This is a genomic window from Aeromonas sobria, from assembly GCF_000820145.1.
In the GTDB taxonomy this organism is placed as follows: Bacteria; Pseudomonadota; Gammaproteobacteria; order Enterobacterales; family Aeromonadaceae; genus Aeromonas; species Aeromonas sobria.
Genome location: NZ_CDBW01000023.1, coordinates 133,320 through 152,544, shown reverse-complemented (window position 1 = coordinate 152,544; position 19,225 = coordinate 133,320). Strand labels below are relative to the sequence as shown.

General features: G+C 61.0%; 18 protein-coding genes. 13 read left to right on the top strand and 5 right to left on the bottom strand.

The features are described 5' to 3' along the window. Nucleotides 1-168: 168 nt before the first annotated feature. Nucleotides 169-921, top strand: a complete 753-nt coding sequence (locus BN1135_RS12005; protein WP_042021357.1) for a DNA/RNA non-specific endonuclease — start codon at nt 169-171, stop codon at nt 919-921. Between the two features lie 327 nt (nt 922-1,248). Continuing rightward, complete coding sequence (locus tag BN1135_RS12000) at nt 1,249-2,352, top strand: YdcF family protein (protein ID WP_042021356.1); 1,104 nt, start codon at nt 1,249-1,251, stop codon at nt 2,350-2,352. A 71-nt stretch (nt 2,353-2,423) separates the two neighbouring features. Here BN1135_RS12000 and BN1135_RS11995 read toward each other — a convergent pair whose 3' ends face one another. Then, nucleotides 2,424-2,798, bottom strand: a complete 375-nt coding sequence (locus BN1135_RS11995) for a DUF805 domain-containing protein (RefSeq protein ID WP_042021355.1) — start codon at nt 2,796-2,798, stop codon at nt 2,424-2,426. A 367-nt stretch (nt 2,799-3,165) separates the two neighbouring features. Between BN1135_RS11995 and BN1135_RS11990 the strand changes: the two genes are divergently transcribed. Together BN1135_RS11990 and BN1135_RS11985 are read left to right on the top strand one after the other, a co-directional pair. Then, nucleotides 3,166-5,091: an NAD(P)-binding protein gene (locus BN1135_RS11990; protein ID WP_042021354.1), complete on the top strand. Its 1,926-nt coding sequence runs from the start codon at nt 3,166-3,168 to the stop codon at nt 5,089-5,091. Beyond that, nucleotides 5,088-6,293 carry a c-type cytochrome gene (locus BN1135_RS11985; RefSeq protein ID WP_042021353.1) on the top strand — a complete coding sequence of 402 codons (1,206 nt, stop codon included), beginning with the start codon at nt 5,088-5,090 and terminating at the stop codon, nt 6,291-6,293. Before BN1135_RS11990 ends, BN1135_RS11985 begins: the two co-directional genes overlap by 4 nt. 89 nt (nt 6,294-6,382) lie before the next feature. Here BN1135_RS11985 and BN1135_RS11980 read toward each other — a convergent pair whose 3' ends face one another. The 3 genes from BN1135_RS11980 to BN1135_RS11970 form a co-directional block, all read right to left on the bottom strand. Beyond that, on the bottom strand, nt 6,383-6,718 hold the full coding sequence (locus BN1135_RS11980; RefSeq protein WP_042021352.1) for a DUF3634 family protein: 336 nt from the start codon (nt 6,716-6,718) through the stop codon (nt 6,383-6,385). A gap of 105 nt (nt 6,719-6,823) precedes the next feature. Beyond that, entirely contained in the window at nt 6,824-7,792 is a 969-nt protein-coding gene (locus BN1135_RS11975; protein WP_042021351.1) for a nucleoside hydrolase, read from the bottom strand. A gap of 213 nt (nt 7,793-8,005) precedes the next feature. After that, nucleotides 8,006-8,299 (bottom strand): hypothetical protein, encoded by a 294-nt coding sequence (locus BN1135_RS11970; RefSeq protein ID WP_042021387.1) that lies wholly within the window; start codon nt 8,297-8,299, stop codon nt 8,006-8,008. Nucleotides 8,300-8,511: 212 nt separating this feature from the next. Between BN1135_RS11970 and BN1135_RS11965 the strand changes: the two genes are divergently transcribed. The 9 genes from BN1135_RS11965 (at nt 8,512) to BN1135_RS11925 (ending at nt 17,323) form a co-directional block, all read left to right on the top strand. Then, nucleotides 8,512-9,957, top strand: coding sequence for a coniferyl aldehyde dehydrogenase (locus tag BN1135_RS11965; RefSeq protein ID WP_042021350.1), 1,446 nt, complete (start codon nt 8,512-8,514; stop codon nt 9,955-9,957). A 13-nt stretch (nt 9,958-9,970) separates the two neighbouring features. After that, complete coding sequence (locus BN1135_RS11960) at nt 9,971-10,603, top strand: TetR/AcrR family transcriptional regulator (RefSeq protein WP_175479115.1); 633 nt, start codon at nt 9,971-9,973, stop codon at nt 10,601-10,603. Next, entirely contained in the window at nt 10,572-11,102 is a 531-nt protein-coding gene (locus BN1135_RS11955; RefSeq protein WP_042021348.1) for a hypothetical protein, read from the top strand. The genes BN1135_RS11960 and BN1135_RS11955 overlap by 32 nt, the downstream gene beginning before the upstream one ends. Before the next feature lie 18 nt (nt 11,103-11,120). Further along, nucleotides 11,121-12,305, top strand: a complete 1,185-nt coding sequence (locus tag BN1135_RS11950) for an iron-containing alcohol dehydrogenase (RefSeq protein ID WP_042021347.1) — start codon at nt 11,121-11,123, stop codon at nt 12,303-12,305. A 194-nt stretch (nt 12,306-12,499) separates the two neighbouring features. Then, nucleotides 12,500-12,760: a GNAT family N-acetyltransferase gene (locus BN1135_RS11945; protein ID WP_042021384.1), complete on the top strand. Its 261-nt coding sequence runs from the start codon at nt 12,500-12,502 to the stop codon at nt 12,758-12,760. Then, nucleotides 12,747-13,337, top strand: a complete 591-nt coding sequence (locus BN1135_RS11940; RefSeq protein WP_042021346.1) for a nucleotidyltransferase family protein — start codon at nt 12,747-12,749, stop codon at nt 13,335-13,337. The genes BN1135_RS11945 and BN1135_RS11940 overlap by 14 nt, the downstream gene beginning before the upstream one ends. Nucleotides 13,338-13,408: 71 nt before the next feature. Continuing rightward, nucleotides 13,409-15,232: a SulP family inorganic anion transporter gene (locus BN1135_RS11935; RefSeq protein ID WP_042021344.1), complete on the top strand. Its 1,824-nt coding sequence runs from the start codon at nt 13,409-13,411 to the stop codon at nt 15,230-15,232. A gap of 121 nt (nt 15,233-15,353) precedes the next feature. Next, complete coding sequence (locus tag BN1135_RS11930) at nt 15,354-16,715, top strand: MATE family efflux transporter (RefSeq protein ID WP_042021342.1); 1,362 nt, start codon at nt 15,354-15,356, stop codon at nt 16,713-16,715. Beyond that, entirely contained in the window at nt 16,712-17,323 is a 612-nt protein-coding gene (locus tag BN1135_RS11925; RefSeq protein ID WP_042021339.1) for a hypothetical protein, read from the top strand. The genes BN1135_RS11930 and BN1135_RS11925 overlap by 4 nt, the downstream gene beginning before the upstream one ends. A gap of 880 nt (nt 17,324-18,203) precedes the next feature. Here BN1135_RS11925 and BN1135_RS11920 read toward each other — a convergent pair. Next, on the bottom strand, nt 18,204-19,148 hold the full coding sequence (locus tag BN1135_RS11920; RefSeq protein WP_033137996.1) for a TerC family protein: 945 nt from the start codon (nt 19,146-19,148) through the stop codon (nt 18,204-18,206). Nucleotides 19,149-19,225 lie beyond the last annotated feature (77 nt).

The following is a 19,225-nucleotide window of genomic DNA, read 5'->3' as shown; positions in this document are numbered from 1 at the left end:
CGCACATCATCCCACCGACCAAGCCACTGATTTAAAACATATTAACCAGTCACATCACGGATCTTGGCGAGCCGTCACAGAACGGTGACCGCTAAAAAAACAGCGATTGAAGCGCTGGTCAGATCTCATGTCAAATGGCTCCGCCTACTAAACTGGAGCATCACAAAAATGATAAAAATCAATAAATTGGTTATGGCTGTTACCCTCACCCTCACTGCTACCCCCTTGCTGGCTGCCCACTGGGCGTGCGGCGAGCACGTGCGCTTCGGCCTCCCCTCCGAATCGGATCAGAAGCTCTGCCGTGAAGGGTATGCCGTTGGCTACAACTACGACTACAAGGTGGCGGACTGGGTCTCCTACCGGATGACCGCCCAGAGCGCACAGGGCACAGTGCCGCGCAAGGATGCCTTCGCCGAGGACAAGGAGATCCCGGTTGCCTACCGCGCCACCCTCTCCGACTACAAGGGATCCGGTTATGACCGTGGTCATCAGGCCCCGGCGGGGGACATGAAATCGAACAAGAACACCATGAAAGAGAGCTTCCTGCTGAGCAATATGACGCCGCAGATCGGGGTGCTCAACCAGAAGGCGTGGCGCGTGCTGGAGGACAAGGTGAACAAGTGGGCGGTCTCCCGCAAGGAGGTGCAGGTGATCACCGGCCCCATTTTTACCGGCTCTGAAGAGTCCATCGGTCAGGGGGTGGCGATCCCGAGCGCCTACTACAAGATCGTGATGGACCCGGCCAAACTGCAGGCCATCGCCTTTATCATGCCGCAAGAAGAGGTGCCCATCAGCCAGATCGCCGACTACCGGGTCTCGGTGCGTCAGGTGGAGGAGCAGACCCAGCTCAACTTCTTCAGCGATATGCCCGAAGAGCAGCAAGAGACGCTGGAAGCCCGCGTCTCCCAGATGTGGAACTGACCGCGAATACTCATTAGCAGATAGATTGACACCCCATCTATCTTGAATCGCGATAGATAGAGGGAGGGGCCAGCGTCCCTCACAGCAGGGGGAAGCCGGTTCCCCCTGCCCCTTTTAGATGCCTGCAGGCCCTTTGTTGCCACAGGGATACATCCCTGACAGTGGCAACCAGGCAACCCGCCCCGACTCACAGTTTGCCGCACCGTTAGCTGGTATATTGCCCCCTCTTTGGCACTAACAGACTGAATTGACGCACTTTTGCCTTATCCCATCGGCCCACAAGCCGGCGCACCATGGCGCGATTCAGCCCGACAGAGGAATCCTTCGATGAAACAGACCCTTCTTGCCCTGACCCTCGGCGGCCTGCTGACGCTCTCTCCCCTCGCCCTGCAGGCGGCAGAAAGCTCGATGCAGATGGAGCACGACCTCAATACCCTGGTCAGCAAACGCCAGACGGTGGATATGCTGCTCGGTGAGGCGCTGCAGATCTACAAGTCGCCAGCCAAGATCTCCCACGCCGGTTTTACCGCCAAGATGCCGAGCAATATGGAGCTGGTGACCGAGCGGCTGCTGGCCGCCTACCAGCTTGAACCCTACCGCACCGACCTGCTGATCTCGGCCGCCAACGCCCAGATCTACAACGGCAACCTGAGCCGCGCCATCACCTTGCTGGAGCAGGCGCAGGCCGTCGCCCCCGATGATCTCGACATCAACAGCTATCTCGCCATCTGGCAGCTGGTGAAGGGCAACAAGGAGGCCTCCCGCAGCTATCTGGCGAAAGTGGCGGATCGCAACAGCGGCCGCGCCGCCGATCTGGAGGAGATCATCGCCCGAGTGCAGCGGATCACTGCCGCCCCGCTGCAGACCGAACTGACCGGGGATCAACTCAAGGCTACCCAGGAGGGCAAACGCGCCATCGTCACCCTGGGCTACGCCCTCAATCCCGACGGCAGCATGGACAAGATCCTGCTGGGCCGCCTGCAAACCACGCTGGCGCTGGCCAAGGCCGACCCGGAGGCGCTGCTCATCCTGACCGGCGGCGTACCCCAGAACCGCCAGACCGAGGGCAAGCTGATGGCGGACTGGCTGGCCAACCACGGCATCGACCGCAGTCGGCTGATTGAAGAGAACTACGCCACCAGCACGGTGGATAACGCCCTCTACAGCGCCTATGCCCTCGCCCGCCACCAGATTGACTATGCGCTGCTGGTGAGCTCCGCCAGCCATGTGCGCCGGGGCCAGACGGTGCTGGAAGTAGCCTGCGACCAGATTGGTCCGGCCAACCTCAAGGTGGCGAGCGTCAGCTACCCCGACAAGCCCCTCGAGGAGCTGGCCACCCCGAGCGAAAGCGAGCTGCTCGGCATCTACCGCGACGCCCTGCGCACCTACGGCATGTGGAGCTACCGCTCCGCCCCCCTGCTGGAGCGTTGATCGGCCATCAAAACAAAAAAGAGAGGGCGGCGTCATGCCTCCCTCTCTTTTTATTGGCCCAGCCGCTTTCCTTAACTGACCATAAAGCCCTGCGAGGGGGCCGCTTTGGGATCGTCACCGAAGCGGTTCGGTCCCTGCTGGCCGTTGCAAACCATAAAGTAGATGAGCACCAGGGTGCCGATGATGGGGATGAGCCCGAGCAGCAGCCACCAGCCGCTGCGGTCGGTGTCGTGCAAGCGACGGGCCGCCACAGCCAATGACGGCAGCAGCACCGCCAGCGAATAGATGGAACTGATCAGCTCCTTGTCGCCGCCAATCAGCTTGTCCACCATGCCGAGCAGCAGCATAACGATGACGTTGCACAGCACGAACATCCAGTATTCAGTGCGGCGAGCCCGCCCGCTAAATACCGCATATTGCTTGAGGACCGAGATATACCAGTTCATTGCGCCTCCAGAATGGCTATCACGCCAGTGAGTAAAAAGAGAGTCGATAAAACAAGTAGTTAAGATCTTAGCGCGATCATCCCCCCGAGTCGACAAAGATGCCCGAACGCCTCCAAAACTAATCAACTGCGGCAATCATTGACCGGCCCAAGCCGGGAGATCTGCGCCCCTGCGACAGGGCAAATCATCCCCATCAGCGCATCACTCTCGTCACAAGCAGGAAAATGGTGCTTAATAATCCATTAGCAATCGTATGGACTCGGCGTGAGGATAACGGTAGATTCTGCGCCCAATCCTGAACAGGATCTGTGTCTCCCTCCCATAATGAATCCACTTATTCATTACTTCTCCTAACACAGGGATTGCCATGAGTATTACACGCAGAGATTTTCTCAATGGCGTTGCCATCACCATTGCGGCAGGCATCGCCCCCATCAATCTGCTCAAGGCTGCCGAAGGCGGCAGCGCGCTGGCGGATAAAACCCTGGCCTACCCGCCCGCCCTCACCGGCCTGCGCGGCAACCACCCAGGCTCTTTCGAACCGGCCCACAGCATCGCCCGTGACGGCAAGCAGTATGACTTCGCCAATATTCCCCTTGAGGGAGAGGTCGATCTGGTGATCGTCGGCGCCGGGATCAGCGGTCTGGCCGCCGCCTGCTTCTATCAGCAGTTGCTCGGCGCGGATAAGAAGATCCTGCTGCTCGACAACCACGACGACTTTGGCGGCCACGCCAAGCGCAACGAGTTCACCACCCCCGATGGCCTGCGGCTGGGTTATGGCGGCAGCGAATCCCTGCAATCCCCGCGCTCGGTCTACAGCCCGGTGGCGCTGGGGCTGCTCAAGGCGCTGGAGGTCAACATCGACGAACTGGCGGCCGGCTTCCAGCAGACCTTCTATCCGGATCTGGGGCTGAGCCGCGGCGTCTATTTCGACGAGAAGCACTTTGGTGTCAACAAGATAGTGAGCGGGGACCCGGGTCACAACGTGGCGGACGACATCCCCCGCGATCGCCTGAACGGCCGGCCGCTGGCGGAGTTTATCGGTGACTTCCCGCTGGATGATGCCGACAAGGCTGCCCTGTTGGCCCTGCACGAGTCGAAGATCGACTACCTGAGCGGCATGACCCGCGAGCAGCAGGACGAGTGGGTGACTCGCAACAGCTACACCAGCTTCCTGCGTGACAAGGTGGGCCTGAGCGAGCGGGCGATCACTTACTTCCAGCAACGCACCAACGACTTCCAGGCGGTCGGCATCGACGCCACCGCCTGTGCCGATGCGCGCCTCTGCGCCTTGCCGGGTTTTGATGGCCTCAATCTGACGCCGCTGGATGCCGAGGAGCAGGCGGAGCTGGACGATCCCTACATCTTCCACTTCCCAGATGGCAACGCCGGTCTCACCCGCCTGATGGTGCGCAAGCTGATCCCGCAAGTGGCACCGGGTCACACCATGCAGGATGTGGTGCTGGCCAAGTTTGACTACAGCAAACTCGACCTGCCTGAGCACAAGGTGCAGTTGCGCTTGGGCAGCACGGCACTGCAGGCCAAAAACGTGCGCCTCGCCGATGGCAAGCTGGCCGTGGATGTCACCTACATAAAGGAGGGGAAACTGCATCGGGTGCGGGCCAAGCAGTCGATCATGGCGGGCTACAACATGATGATCCCCTACATGGTGCCCGAGATGCCGGAGCCCCAGAAGGAGGCGCTGCGCCAGAATGCCAAGGCGCCGCTGGTCTACACCAAGGTGGTGATCAAGAACTGGCAAGCCTTCGTCAAGCTGGGGGTGCATGAGGTCTACTCCCCGGCCGCCCCTTACAGCCGGGTCAAGCTCGACTATCCGGTCAACCTCGGCGGCTACGAGCATCCCAAGAGCCCGGATCAGCCCATGTGCCTGCACATGGTCTATGTACCTACCCTGCCGGGCAGTGGCCTCTCGGCCCGCGAACAGTCCCGCAAGGGGCGCGCCATGATCCTCGGCATGCCATTCGAGCAGCATGAGCAGATGATCCGCGAACAGTTGCAGGGGATGCTGGGCAGCGCCGGTTTCAACCATGAGCAGGATATCCTCGCCATCACGGTCAACCGCTGGTCTCACGGCTACTCCTATGTCACCAACACCCTGTTTGATGACGAAGCCCAGTGCGAAAAATGGATTGAGCTTGGTCGCCAGCCGGTGGGCAACATCACCATCGCCAACTCGGATGCAGGCTGGAGCCCCTACGCCCACGCCGCCATCGACGAAGCGTGGCGCGCCGTCAACGAGCTGGTGGCCATCAGCAAGGGAGGTGCCCAATGAACCGCACCCTGTCACTGACCGCCAGCGCCCTGCTGCTAGCCCTGCCCGCCCTTGTCGCCAACGCAGCCCCCGCCATGTCGGCGGGGGAATACGTGGCCAAGCTCGGCGATTGCGCCGCCTGCCACACCAGCGAGACCAGCAAGCCGCTGGCGGGCGGCAAAGGGTTCCCGACCCCTATCGGCACCGTGTTTGCCACCAACATCACCCCCGACAAGACTCGCGGTATCGGCAACTACAGCCTGCCGGAGTTCATCAAGGTGATGCGTGAAGGGGTGGCCCGCGACGGGCATCAGCTCTATCCGGCCATGCCCTACACCGCCTACGCCAAGATGAGCGATGAGGATCTCACCACCCTCTACCACTACTTGATGAAGGATGTGCAGCCGCTGGCCATCGCCAACAAGGAGAGCGACATCCCCTGGCCGCTCAACATGCGCTGGCCGCTGATAGGCTGGAACTGGCTCTATCACGACGACAGCCGCTTCACCCCGGTGGCCGGCAAGAGCGAAGAGTGGAACCGCGGCGCCTATCTGGTGCAGGGTGCCGGTCACTGCGGCAGCTGCCACACCCCGCGCGGGCTCGGCATGCAGGAGAAAGCGCTGACCGAGGCGGATCCCGTCTACCTGAGCGGTGCCGCCCTCGATGGCTGGTATGCCCCCGACATTCGCGGTAGCCGTTATAGCAAGCAGGCGCTGATCGATCTGCTGAAAACCGGCCGCAGCCAACATGAAGCGGTCGCAGGCCCCATGGGGGAAGTGATCACTCACAGCAGCCAGTATTTCAGCGACGCCGATCTGGCCAGCATCGCCACCTATCTGACCGATCTGAAAGATGAGCCGATGGCCGAGAAAGGGGCCCGTGCCTATGCCAGTGCCAGCGGCAAGGCGGACTACGCCATGTACTGCTCCACCTGTCACGGGGTCAACGGCCAGGGCAATGACCACGTCATCCCCTCGCTGGTGAACAACCGCACCGTGCTGGCGAGCGATCCGTCTAGCCTGATCAACGTGCTGCTGCACGGCGCCGAAACACCGGTCACCCAAGGCCATCTGGGTTACCACATGCCGGGCTATGGCTGGACCATGGATGACGAGCGGCTCGCCGAGCTGGTCAACACCCTGCGCGCCTCCTGGGGCAATGAAGGCACCGCCATCAAGGCGGCTGCAGTCAAGACCCAGCGCGAGCTGCACGGCAAGGAGTAAAGGCTGTCAGCTCTCTCTTGGCCAAGTGCCATAAAAAACGGGCCTCCACTGGAGGCCCGTTTGCTATTGGCGAACCGCTGACAGGGGGGTCAGCCCTTGCGGGATTTGGGACCCGGCAGCGGCGCCGCGGGCTGGCGGTAATCGCCATAGGGGAAGATATTACGAAAACGCTGAGCCACCGGCTCGGGGATGGAACGAGAGAAGATCAGCTTCACGCCATCGCCATCGCGCTGCCCCACAATGCGACCACGCACCATGTCGTGGCGCAGGATCTGCTTGGCATGCTCAATAAAGGCGGGCGACACCTTGCCCTGCTTGACCACCACCTTGCCGGGAGCAAGGCGGATCTCGAACAGGGCACCACGCCCCAGCTTCATCAACCACCAGATCAGCGCAATCGCCACTATCAAGGAAATCCAGGCCATCTCCATCCCTCCCAAGGTCTTGATATCAAGCAGTATAAGCGGCTGTGCGCCCCGATTGTTTGGCGCCGATCACAGCCCCCGCGTCAGCGCGATACAAGGTCCCCCTCAGCAATCCTTGCCCCAGGCCACCAGCGTCTCGCGATAGAGCGCCAGCAGCGCCTGATCCCGCACCGCCACCCCGACCTGCTGGGCACGATAGTCGGCCCAGCCGTCGTGGGGATGGGACTTGCCATCGAATTTTTGCAAGGTATGGCCGATGGCAGGCCCCTCGTTGATGACCCGCACCGGCCCCTCGCGCAGGGTAAAGAGAGTCGGATCTATCACGTAGGCGATGGCGGAGGGGTCGTGCACGTGGCAGCCATCCAGACCGATGCGCTCCGAATAGAAACGCAAGTAGAAGCGGCTGACATCCCACAGGAAGCGGCCCGGCTCTCCCGCCTTATCCTTGAGATCATCCAGATAGGCGCTGCTGAAGAAGCTCTGCTGGGTCACATCCAGCCCGATGATCACCACCGGCCAGTCGGCGGTAAAGACCCGGTCGGCGGCGTCGGGATCATCGTGAATATTGGCCTCGGCATAGGGGGTGACGTTACCACGATGGCCATTGACGCCAAAAGCGCCCCCCATCACCACCACCTGTTTTACCAACGAGACAATCTCGGGGGCCTGTTGCAGTGCCAGCGCCAGATTGGTGAGCGGGCCGATAGTGACTATGGTGATCTCTCCCGGCGCGGCTTTCACAGCCTCGACCATGTATTGCCAGGCGGGGCGGGGATCCGGGGCGATAGTGACCTCACCCGCCTCGATATCGCCAAAGCCGCTCGGGCCGTGGACTATGGTGGTGGGGCCGACCGGTTCGCGCAGCAGCGGCGCGGCCGCCCCCTTGGCCACATCCACCTTCATGCCATATTTCTGCTTGAGCCAGAGGGCGTTGTGGGTGCCATTGTCGATAGTGGCGTTGCCAAAAACGGTGCTGATGGCGAGCAGCTCGATGGCGGGGTGGGCCTCGGCAAACAGGATGGCCATGGCATCGTCGATACCCGGGTCGGTATCGAGAATAATTTTATGGGTCATGAGAAATTCCTACGGTGACAAACCCTGCGACAAAGGGGAGAGTCTACCCGGCTGACGGCCTCGTATCCCGGCATGGGATCACAGACCGGGCCTTTGCCCCGGGCTGCGAGGGGGCTCTGGCGACGATCAGCACAAAAAAACGGCGCGGCCCTGTTGCCAGCGCCGCGCCATAAAATTGTTCGTTATCTGGCACCGATCTGCCTGACTGCCCCCTCAGTGCTTGCGATGCCAGCGCGGTGAGGTCGCCTTCTCCCCCCAGGGGGTAACGCAAGGGAGCAACGCCCCTTCAATCACCACCTCACTACCCGCCAGCGCCTCGGCGATCTTCTGGTGCAGCACCCGCAGCACCTTGCCCTCGTGTTCGGCCAGAGAGTGACCGGCAGCAAAAAACTCCGGCTGATATTGCAGTGCCAGCTTCTGGGCAAATTCATAGGTGTTGAAGCAATCCGGCATCCGCTCAACCACATCGTCAAGCCGGGTCAACAAGCTGTTCAGTTCCCTGGTCATCATGATCTCTCCTTGTCGGTTAATAACCAAAACCTACCCCTTATTGGATAAGTCACCAATGAGCAAACCACAAAAATGTGGTGGGGCACACAGTTCTCTCTTGCGTCCTCCTCGCGGTGAGCGGGAAACAGCTTGCCAGCTTTACATTCTTGCAACAAAGCGCTAAATTCAGACCGACTAATCAGTCGGTCACTTTTCATTCGGAGAACAACATGGGTGCGGCGCAGCGTCAACACAATCCAGAGGATATCCTCGCCATCAAATTATCCTTACCAGACCATCTGGCGCGGCTAAAGCGGGCGAGTCTGGCCCACCCCATGCCGACACTGGCCGAGCGAAAAGCACAACTGAACAAGCTCAAACAGGCGCTGCTCGCCAACAAGGGGGCTCTGTGTAAGGCCCTGGCCGAGGACTATGGCCAGCGCAGTGAATACGACAGCCTGATCGCCGATGTACTGCCCTGCATCATGCAGATCAACTACACCCAGAAGCGGCTCAAACGCTGGATGCAGCCTCACCGCCGTCATGCGGGTCTGCTGCTGGCCCCCGCCAAAGTAGAAGTGCACTTCCAGCCGCTGGGGGTAGTCGGCATCATAGTGCCGTGGAATTTCCCGGTGATGCTGAGCCTCGGCCCCCTTATCACCGCCATCGCGGCGGGTAACCGGGCGATGTTGAAGCTCTCCGAGTTCACTCCCCACACCAACACCGTATTGCGGAGCCTGCTCACCAGCGTATTTGACGAGCACGAAATCGCCATCATCGAGGGGGATGCCCAGATGGCGGCGGCGTTCAGCTCGCTTCCGTTTGATCACCTGCTCTTTACCGGCTCCACCATGGTGGGCAAGCTGGTGATGGCTGCCGCCGCCCCCCAGCTCACCCCGCTCACCCTTGAACTGGGCGGCAAGAGTCCGTGTCTCATCGCCCCCGACATGCCGGTGGCCACCGCGGTCGAGCGGATGATCTTTGGCAAGAGCCTCAATGCCGGGCAGATCTGCGTCGCCCCCGACTATGTGCTGCTGCCCCGCAGCGAGGTGGATAACTTTATCGCTGCCTATCGCAGCCACTTCAGCAAGCTCTACCCGCAGGGGCTCAATAGTGCCGACTACGGCGCCATCATCAACGACCGCCAGTATCAGCGCCTCGTCAGCTGGCTGGATGAGGCCGAGCAGGCCGGGGCCCAGATCCACCCCTGTGCCAGCCCGGCCCGTGACGATCAGCGCCGCCTGCTGATCCCGCACCTGCTCACTGGAGTACCCGACCGCTGCCAGGTGATGCAACAGGAGATCTTCGGCCCGCTGTTGCCGCTTATTCCCTACGACACCCTGGAGGAGGCGCTCGCTTATGTGGCCGAGCGGCCCCGCCCACTGGCGCTCTATCTGATGAGCTTCGACTCCGAGCTGCAGGCACGGGTGACCCGGGAGACCCACTCAGGCGGCATGGCGATCAACGAGAGTCTGTTTCAGGTGGCTGCCGATGATGTGCCGTTCGGCGGCATCGGTGCCTCCGGCATGGGACACTACCACGGTCACGAGGGGTTCCTCACCTTCTCCAAGGCGAAAACCGTGCTGACCCGCGGCAAGTTCACCACCGGCTCGCTGATCCATCCGCCCTACAACAGCTGGATCCAGAAGCTGATGATGGCTTTCTTCCTGCGTTGATGGAGAGCCACCCATGAGCAAGGCCATGCCGCAGCCACAAACCATGACCGACAAGCGTCGCCAGATCCTGGATGCCGCCCTCGCCTTGTGTGCCGAAGATGGCCTGCAAGGGGCGGCCACGGCGCGGATCGCCAAAGCGGCCGGGGTCGCCAATGGCACCCTGTTCCACCACTTCCCGAGTAAGGAGGCGCTGATCCTCCAGCTCTATCAGGATGTGAAAACCCGGATGGGGGCCGCCATCCATGAAGCAGACCCCACCCTGCCGCTGTACGACCAGACCCGCCACTATTGGCAACTGGCGATGGGGTGGATGCAGGCCCACCCCAACGAGCTCAAATTTGTGTTGGGTTTCTTTCACTCCCCGCTGCTGGCCAGACCGGCTCGCAGTCAGATCTTGCACGAGGCGTTGCGTTTTCTGCCCGCCCTGCTGGCAAAAGGACAGGCCAGCGGCGAGCTGATGAACGCTCCCGCACCACTACTGCTGGAAGTGTGTCAGGGGCAATTTCTTGCCTGTGCCTCACTGTTTGTCGATCAACCCCACCTTGGGCAGGATGCCTACTGGCAAGCCAGTGCGTTCGCCCTCTTCTGGTCAGCCATCTCAGGAGCCAATCCCCATGCGCCTTTCCATACCAACATGGAAGTTTGAATCTGCGGCCGCCCTTGGTCGCCGCCTCTGGATCACCACTCTGCTCTGGGTGGTGGGTCGCACCCTCTGCCGCGCCGCCCGCACCGACGAGGCGGTACGACGGGAGCTTGCGCCACTGCAAGACGGGCAGGTAATCCGCCTTGAGGTCTGCGGTATCGCTTACGCCATGAACATGCACAAGCAGGGTGGCCGCTGGTATCCCGGCGCGCCAGTCGCCCCGCATGCCACCATCCATCCGCTGCGGGTGCGCTTCAAGCACCCCAATATCGCCTTTCGCACCCTCAGTTTTCGGCTCGGGGTCAATCAGGCGTTTGGTGAAAACCGGCTGTTGGTGGAGGGGGACTTAACCGTCGCCATGCAACTGGTGCGGGGGCTTGAACAGTTGCAAGCACTGATCCTGCCCGCCTTTATCGCGCGCACTTTGCTGCGTGACTATCCCGCCCCGACCAACAAACTCGGTCGGGCCTGCAACATCTATCTGGGTCTGGTGACCGGCTAACGTGCAAGGAGCCTTTAAATGAGCCGCTACTACGATTTTTTCTGCCCGGTCAAACTGTTGGCCGGTGAACAGGCGCTGGAGCAGTTGGCCAGTGAACTGGCCGGCCTCGGGGCACGCCGCCCGCTGCTGCTCACCGACAAGGGGGTCAATGCCACTGGCCTTGCTACCCTGTTGGCCAATGTGCTGGCCGAAGGGGAGCTGCCGGTCGCCGCCATCTGGGACGAGATCCCCGCCGACTCCTCCACCGCCGTGGTGGAGCGGATCGCCAAACGCTACCGCGAGCTTGCCTGCGACAGTCTGGTGGCGCTGGGGGGCGGCTCGGTCATCGACACCGCCAAGGCAGTCAATATTCTGGCATCCATGGGAGGAGAACATCTGCTCGACTACTCGGGCGCCGGTTGCCTGACTCATGCACTCAAGCCGCTGGCGGTGGTGCCCACCACGGCGGGCACAGGATCAGAAGTGACATTGGTTGCAGTGATCAAGGATGAGGCCAGTGGCCGCAAGGTGCCCTTCACCTCCCCCTTCCTGCTGCCTCAGCTGGCTGTGCTCGACCCGCGCCTGACCCAGGGGTTACCCCTCAATATAACCGCCGCCACCGCCATGGATGCCATGACCCACGCCATCGAGGCTTTTCTCGGCACCGCCAAGAACCCGGTGAGCGATGCACTGGCACTGATGGCGGTGGAGAAGATCGCCAACGCCCTGCCGCAAATTCTCACCGATCCGCAGAACAAACAGCTGCGGCTGCAGCTGGCGGAAGGCTCTACCCTGGCCGGCATGGCCTTCTCCAACTCCATGGTGGGGCTGGTACACGCCCTCGGCCACAGTCTGGGGGCCCGCTGCCATCTGCCCCACGGGCTGTGCATGAACCTTTTTCTGCCCACCGTGCTCGACTACAACCGCCCCGAGGTGGATAACGAGTTGGCAAGGCTGCTGTTGCCGCTGGTGGGTGCAGAGCGCTTTGCCGCCACCCCGGCCCACCAGCGGGCCGAGGCGACCATCACCGCCATCCGCACCCTGCGCGATACCTTGTGGCAAGCGGTCAAGCTACCGCGCACCCTCAACGAAGCAGGTGTGAGCGATCGCTCGCTGCTGGGGGAGATCCGCGATCTGGCGATCAACGACGGCGCCATGCTGTTCAATCGCAAAGATGCCGATCGTGAGCAGTTACTTACCCTGTTGGAGCGTGCCTGGGCCTGATCCCGGCACTGAACCTGTGCCCGACTGTCAGTCGGGCACCTTCAATCAGCATCGCGATAGTTACCCTCCCTCAAACCAGATAAACCAATGCCAAAGCGGATGATATTGGCCACGGGCTTTCATTATCTGTTCTATACCTTGGCTAACAGTTATGTTGTCCCGAGAGACCCAACTTCATGCCAGAGGTGCCCACCATGAGCGAGATCATTCATCAGGCCAACCAGCAGCAGTTCATCTGTATGGTGGAGGGGAAAGAGTCGAGACTGCGCTACCGGCGGCTCGATGCCAAAACCATCGATGCCTACAGCACCTTCGTGCCCCCCGAGTTGCGGGTGCAGGGTATTGCCGAACAGCTGGCGCGCGCCTTCTTCAACTGGACTCAGGCGGAGGGGCTCACTATAGTGCCGAGCTGCCGTTACATTGATGTCTGGTTACGCCGCAATGCCAACAACTGAACCTCTGAACACCGCCCTCGAACAGCAATACCAAGCCAAAATAGAAGCCCTGCTGCGGGCCGATCCGCAGCGGATGGCCTGCCTGCAAGCCGCCGCCGAGCTCAATCTGCCCGACTGGGCACTGGGGGCCGGTTTTATCCGCAATCTCATCTGGGATCACCTTCACCACAAGGCGGTGCCCACCCCGCTCAACGATATCGACCTTATCTATCTCGATAAAAGCGACCCGCAAGGGCTGGCCGAAGCGGCGCATGAAGCTTGGCTTACAAAACGGCTGCCGGGTCAGCAGTGGGAGGTGCGCAATCAGGCCCGCATGCACACCCGGCAGCTTGTCGCGCCGTTTGCCAGCAGTCTGGAGGCGCTCAGCCACTGGGTCGAAGTACCCACCTGCATCGGCGTGCGCCTGAACCAGAATGGCGAGTTCGAGTGGCTCGCCCCCTACGGCTTTGCCATCAACTGGTCGCTGCAAGTGAGTGCCAACCCCAGATGTCGCCAGGACAAACAGATTTTTACCAAGCGCATCAAGGAGAAACGCTGGCAGGCTATCTGGCCTGACCTTCAGGTAAACTGGCCATAACCTGATTGCAATCTTTCGATAACCTTGGGCACACTAGGGGAAAAGCTGGTTGTAACTCAATGGGTTAAATAATGCGCGACTTCTTCTCTCTCGAACGCTGGCTACCGGGCCTCGCTGCCCTGCTGCAATACCAGCGCGCCTGGTTGATGCCAGACCTTCGCGCCGGACTCTCGGTGGCGGCCGTGGCGCTGCCCGTCGCCATCGCCTATGCAGAGCTAGCCGGGGTGGGGGCCATCGTCGGTCTCTACTCCTGCATCCTGCCCATGCTGGTCTACGCCCTGTTTGGCACCTCCCGCCAGCTGATTGTCGGCCCCGATGCTGCCACCTGTGCGGTGATTGCCGCCGTAGTGACGCCACTGGCCGCAGGGGATCCGACCCGTCACTGGCAACTGGTGATGACCATGACCGCCATGACCGGCTTCTGGTGCCTGATTGCCAGCCGCTTCAAGCTGGGGGTGCTAGCGGACTTCCTCTCCCGCCCGATCCTGATGGGGCTGCTCAACGGGGTGGCCATCACCATCATGGTGGGCCAGCTCTCCAAGATCTTCGGCTTCACCTTCAGCGAACGCTACCTCATCGAGCGGATCGCCAGCGGCGCAAGCTATATCACCCAAACCCATCTGCCGACCCTGGCCATGAGTCTGGTGGCCCTGCTCACCCTGCTGCTGGCCAAACGCTACAAACCGACATGGCCCTCCTCCATGGTGGCCATGGTGGTGACCGCTGCGCTGGTGTGGGGCTTCAATCTGGGTCAGTTTGATATCGCCACCCTGGGGGCGGTGGGTTCCGGTCTGCCAGCGTTCCAGATGCCGGAGTTTCCCCCCGGACTGATGCGGGAGCTGGTGCTGCCCGCCCTTAACCTGGCTATGGTGAGCTTCGTCTCCATGATGCTGACCGCCCGCAGCTTTGCCGCCAAAAACGGTTACGAGATAGACGCGGACAAGGAGTTTCGAGCCCTCGGCATGGCGAACCTCGCCTCGGCGGTCTCCCAAGGCTTTGCCATCAGCGGGGCGGATTCGCGCACCGCGGTCAACGACGCCAACGGCGGCAAAAGCCAGCTGGTCTCCATCATCGCCGCCGCAGTGATCGCTCTCATCACCTTCTACCTGACGGCGCCGCTCAAATACATTCCTACCGCCGCCCTCGGGGTGGTGCTGGTGATGGCCTCCCTGTCGCTCACCGATTTTCGCGGCCTGTGGGCCCTGCGCAACTCCGATCGCTCCGCCTTCTGGCTGGCGCTGATCACCTTTATCAGCGTGCTCACCATGGGGGTGATCCCGGGGATCACCCTCGCAGTCTTGCTCGGCTTGTTCCAGTTTCTGCGCAATGTGATGCGCCCCACCGACCAGCTGCTCGGTATGGATGACGAGGGGGTGGTGCGCACCCTGGGGGACAACGAGCAGGCCAAGGCGATCCCGGGCATTCTGGTCTATCGCTTCAACTCGCCGCTGACCTACTTCAACGCCCCCTACTTCAAGCGGCGGGTGCTGGCCTTGCTGGTGCAAGATCCCCGCAATCCCAAGTGTCTGGTGATCGATGCGGTGGCCTGCTTCACCCATCAGGACATCAGCGTGATGAGCATGGTGGGGGAGCTGCATAAGGATCTGAAACGACGCGGCATCCATATGGTGATGGCGGGTCGCCACGGCCAGATGACCCACTGGCTCAAACAGGCGGGCGTACGGGTGGGCGATGAGGGGATCATCCTCTGCCCGGATATGTATCAGGCGCTGCGCCTGACCCGCTGCTATCGCGAGCCGGTGTTCAAGGATGATGCGGTGGTGGAGAGCACCACAGATGCCATCCGCTCAAATTGGCCGCAGGATGATGCCCTGCCCGACTCGGCGCGTCTCACCCTGCCGAGCGAACAGGAGGCGGGAGCCACTCCTGCCTGATCCCCTGGCCTGATCCCCCGGGCCGGGCAATCCTGCACAAGGATTGCGCCGGCCTTTGCCTTGGTGTTAAATGCGCCCCCAGAGGGCACTTCTCCGTGCCCGTACAGCTGTTGGACATGCCATGCAATCTCAATCCCACGCCGGCCCGGGCACGCTCTTTGCGCTGACCTGGCCGCTCTTTATCGATCTCGCCCTGCACTTTCTGACCGGTGCCCTCAACACCTTCATGGTGGGTCACGTCTCCTATCAGGGGGTGGCCGCGCTGGCGGTCGGAAATCAGGTGTTCGATCTCGCCATCACCCTGTTCAGCTTCGTCAGCATTGGTACCAGCGTGGTGATCACCCAGTATCTGGGGGCGGGCGATCGGGAGAAGAGCCGGGTGGTGATCCACACCGCAATTGGTTTCAACCTGCTGATCGGTCTGGTGGCCGCCATTGGCGTGATGGCGGGGGCCAGCACCATGCTGGCGCTGATGAACCTGCCCGCCCACCTGATGAGCGACGCGACGCTTTACTTACAGATCATCGGTCTCTGCCTGCTGCCGGAGGCCGCAGCCCTCTGTCTGGCGGCGACCCTGCGCGCCCACGGCCACACCCGTCAGGCGATGTATGTGACCCTCATCGTCAACCTCATCACCTTCGTCGGCAACCTGCTGCTGCTCTACGGCTGGTTCGGCTTGCCCCAGCTGGGGGTCGCTGGCGTTGCCATCAGCACGGTCGCTGGCCGACTGGTGGGCGTGGTACTGCTGGTGTGGCTGGTAGCCCGCAAGACCGGCATTCGACTGGTGGTGCGTGATATCGTCCACCCCAGCCGGGAGATGCTGGGCAAGGTGCTCCATATCGGCCTGCCTGCTGCAGGGGAGAATCTCTCCTGGATGCTGCAGTTTATGGTGGTGACAGCCTTTGTCGGACTGCTGGGTGACAAGGCGCTGGCGACCCAGTCCTACTTCTTCCAGATCTGCCTGTTTATCCTGCTGTTTGGCCTCTCCATCGGCCTTGGCAACGAGATCATCATCGGTCATCTGGCGGGGGCCAGACAGTTCGATCGCGCCTATCAGCAGCTGCTCAAGAGCCTCAAGCTGGGGCTGGCGGTCACCTGCGTCATCGCCGTGGCGGCTGCCCTCAATGGCCGCACCATCATCAGCCTCTTTACCGATGATGCCGACATCATCACTCAGGTGGCGCAACTGTTTCTTATCAGCCTTATCCTCGAACCCGGCCGCACCTTCAATCTGGTGGTGATCAACGCCCTGCGGGCCACCGGGGATGCCCGTTTCCCCCTCTACATGGCGTTGCTCTCCATGTGGGGAATTGCCGTGCCACTCTCCTATTTCCTCGGTATCATGCAGGGTTATGGACTGGTCGGTATCTGGCTGGCGCTGGCCTGCGACGAGTGGGTGCGCGGTCTGGCCATGTTCTGGCGCTGGCGCAGTCGTCGCTGGCAAAACAAAATTCTTGTTGAAACAAAAGCGGAATCACAATGAAGAAGATAGGACTCTTGCTGGCTGCCATCCTGCTCAGCCCCCTGGCCATGGCGCAAACTGCCCCTGCCGCTCCCAAGGCTCAAGCCACCCAGACCTGGTATGTGGCCCCCATCGCCATCGATGAAACCAGCGACGCCCAGAAGGCGCTGACCAAGGACTTCATGGCCCAGATGATCAAGACCATCAAGATCAACGAGTACCAGACCGGTAAGGCGGTGGGCAACACCAAGAAGCCCAAGTGGCTGATCCGCACCAAGCTGATCCCCGCCAGCAACGAGCCACTGGTCGGCAAGAAGCACCCGCAGGGTCTCACCTACGGCAAGGGCAATCCGACACAGGAGATCGTCGGCGAGCTGTTGATGAACGGCACCCTGGTGGCCCACATCGGCCAGGGCTGGCGCGAGCCTATCGTCCCGGGCACGCCGGTGGCCGAAAAGCTCTCCATCGCCAACTATCGCTACGCCATCGGTGATCAGGCCAAGTCGGCGGATCTGGAGGAGCTGGCGGCCCAGATTGGCTTTGAAGCGGGCAAGGTGATCAACCGCGATGGCAAGCCGCTACCCGAGAAGAAAAAGAAAAAAGAGCAGGCTGACGCAGAAAAAGAGTAACGTCGCCAGCATCCAAATAAAGGAGCCATTCACCAACCTCTTATACAGAACTCCCCAAGCATCGCTTGGGGAGTTTTTTTACTTTCTCCCCCTTGCGTGATTTGAACCTGTCATCGCCTCATCAAACTCCTAACATGCCCCTCACTCAACCAGCACAAGGGGCTCAGGCCCAGTTTGGCCACGCGAACCTACAACACTCCGTGCAGCCGTTCGCGCCGCGCGAGCGCAAGGTCGGGGGCATTGCCGACCAACGTATCTGTACCAGTGAAGTCAGCACGCGAGGGCTGTGCATTCGATGCTGCTGACTGACTGGAATGGCGCCCGCTGACCAGTGAAGCCGTAACGACATCAGAGCAGGCCAGCGAGATTATCGGCGACGACAAGCGGCGCTGGCTCATTGAAGATGATCACAAAATCGGAAGAGTGCGGGCACCCGGGTCGAGGGAGTTAAAGATGCAGAGTAGGGATAACCTGACACGGATGTGCGTCATGCTGGTGTTTATCGCGGCGCGATTGCTGCAGCTGCGATGTATCGAAAAGGAACCATCCGTAGCGGGAGAAAGCTGCTGTGGTTGAAGATGGATGAAGAAGCCACTGCCGGGTAAGGCTGTTTTCAGTCAATCTGCCTCCAGCCTTTATACAGCGTGACTTGCAATAGAAAGAGGGAGGCATCATGCCTCCCTCGCTTTTTAGCCCTGATACTAGGTGGGCTGGAACTCAAATTCTCTTAAGTGAATCGGATTGTGCCTTTAAGCTGCCTTTTTACGGGTCACAAACAGGCTTAACCCCATGGACGCCAGCAGGATCAACGCAACTACGCCCTATGCGATGTCACTCAGGGGGATCTTGAACAGACCCCACCGAGATTATTGACGCCGCTTCAAGCCGCCTTTTTACGGGTCACAAACAGGCTTAGGCCCATGGACGCCAGCAGGATCAAGGCCACCACGCCCAGTGCAATGCCGGTCGGGATCTTGAAGATATCCAGCAGCAGCATCTTGACCCCGATAAACATCAGGATCAGCGCCAGACCGTACTTCAGCAGGGCGAAACGATCAGCCACACCAGCCAGCAGGAAGTACATGGCGCGCAGACCCATGATGGCGAAGATGTTTGAGGTCAGCACGATGAAGGGATCCGTGGTCACCGCAAAGATGGCCGGGATACTGTCCACCGCGAAGATGAGATCGCTCACCTCCACCAGCACCAGAATAAGCAGCAGCGGAGTGGCATAGCGCACACCGTCACGCCAGACGAAGAAGTTCTCCCCTTCCAGGGTCTCGGTCACCTTGAAGCGACGGCGCATCCAGCCCAGCAGCGGGTTGTTGGCCAAGTCAGGCTCCTTGTCGGCCGCCCACAGCATCTTGGCACCGGTCAGCAGCAAGAAGGCGCCGAACAGATAGAGGATCCAGTGGAACTGCTCGATCAGCCAGCTACCCGCGAACACCATACCGGCACGCATCACGATGGCACCCAGTACCCCGTACAGCAGCACCCGACGCTGCAGCTCGGCCGGAATGGCAAAGTAGCCAAACAGCATCAGCCAGACGAAGACGTTGTCCACCGCCAGCGCTTTCTCGATGAGGTAGCCGGTGAGGAACTCCAACCCCTTCTGGTTGGCAATTTCACGGCCAGCGCTGTGATCCAGCCAGAGCCAGATAGCCAGGTTGAAGAGCAGGGCCACACTGATCCAGATGAGGGACCAGACACCCGCCTCTTTAAGAGACACCTTGTGTGACTTGCCGCCACCGACAAAGCGTATGTCTATCCATAACAGGACCAGCACTATGCTGAAGAAACCGGTCCACATCCACCATTCACCCATTTCACTTCTCCCAAAAACGACAAAACCCACGACCGAGAGGCGTGGGTTTGCGTTTAGAGCAGATACACCTTGCCTCT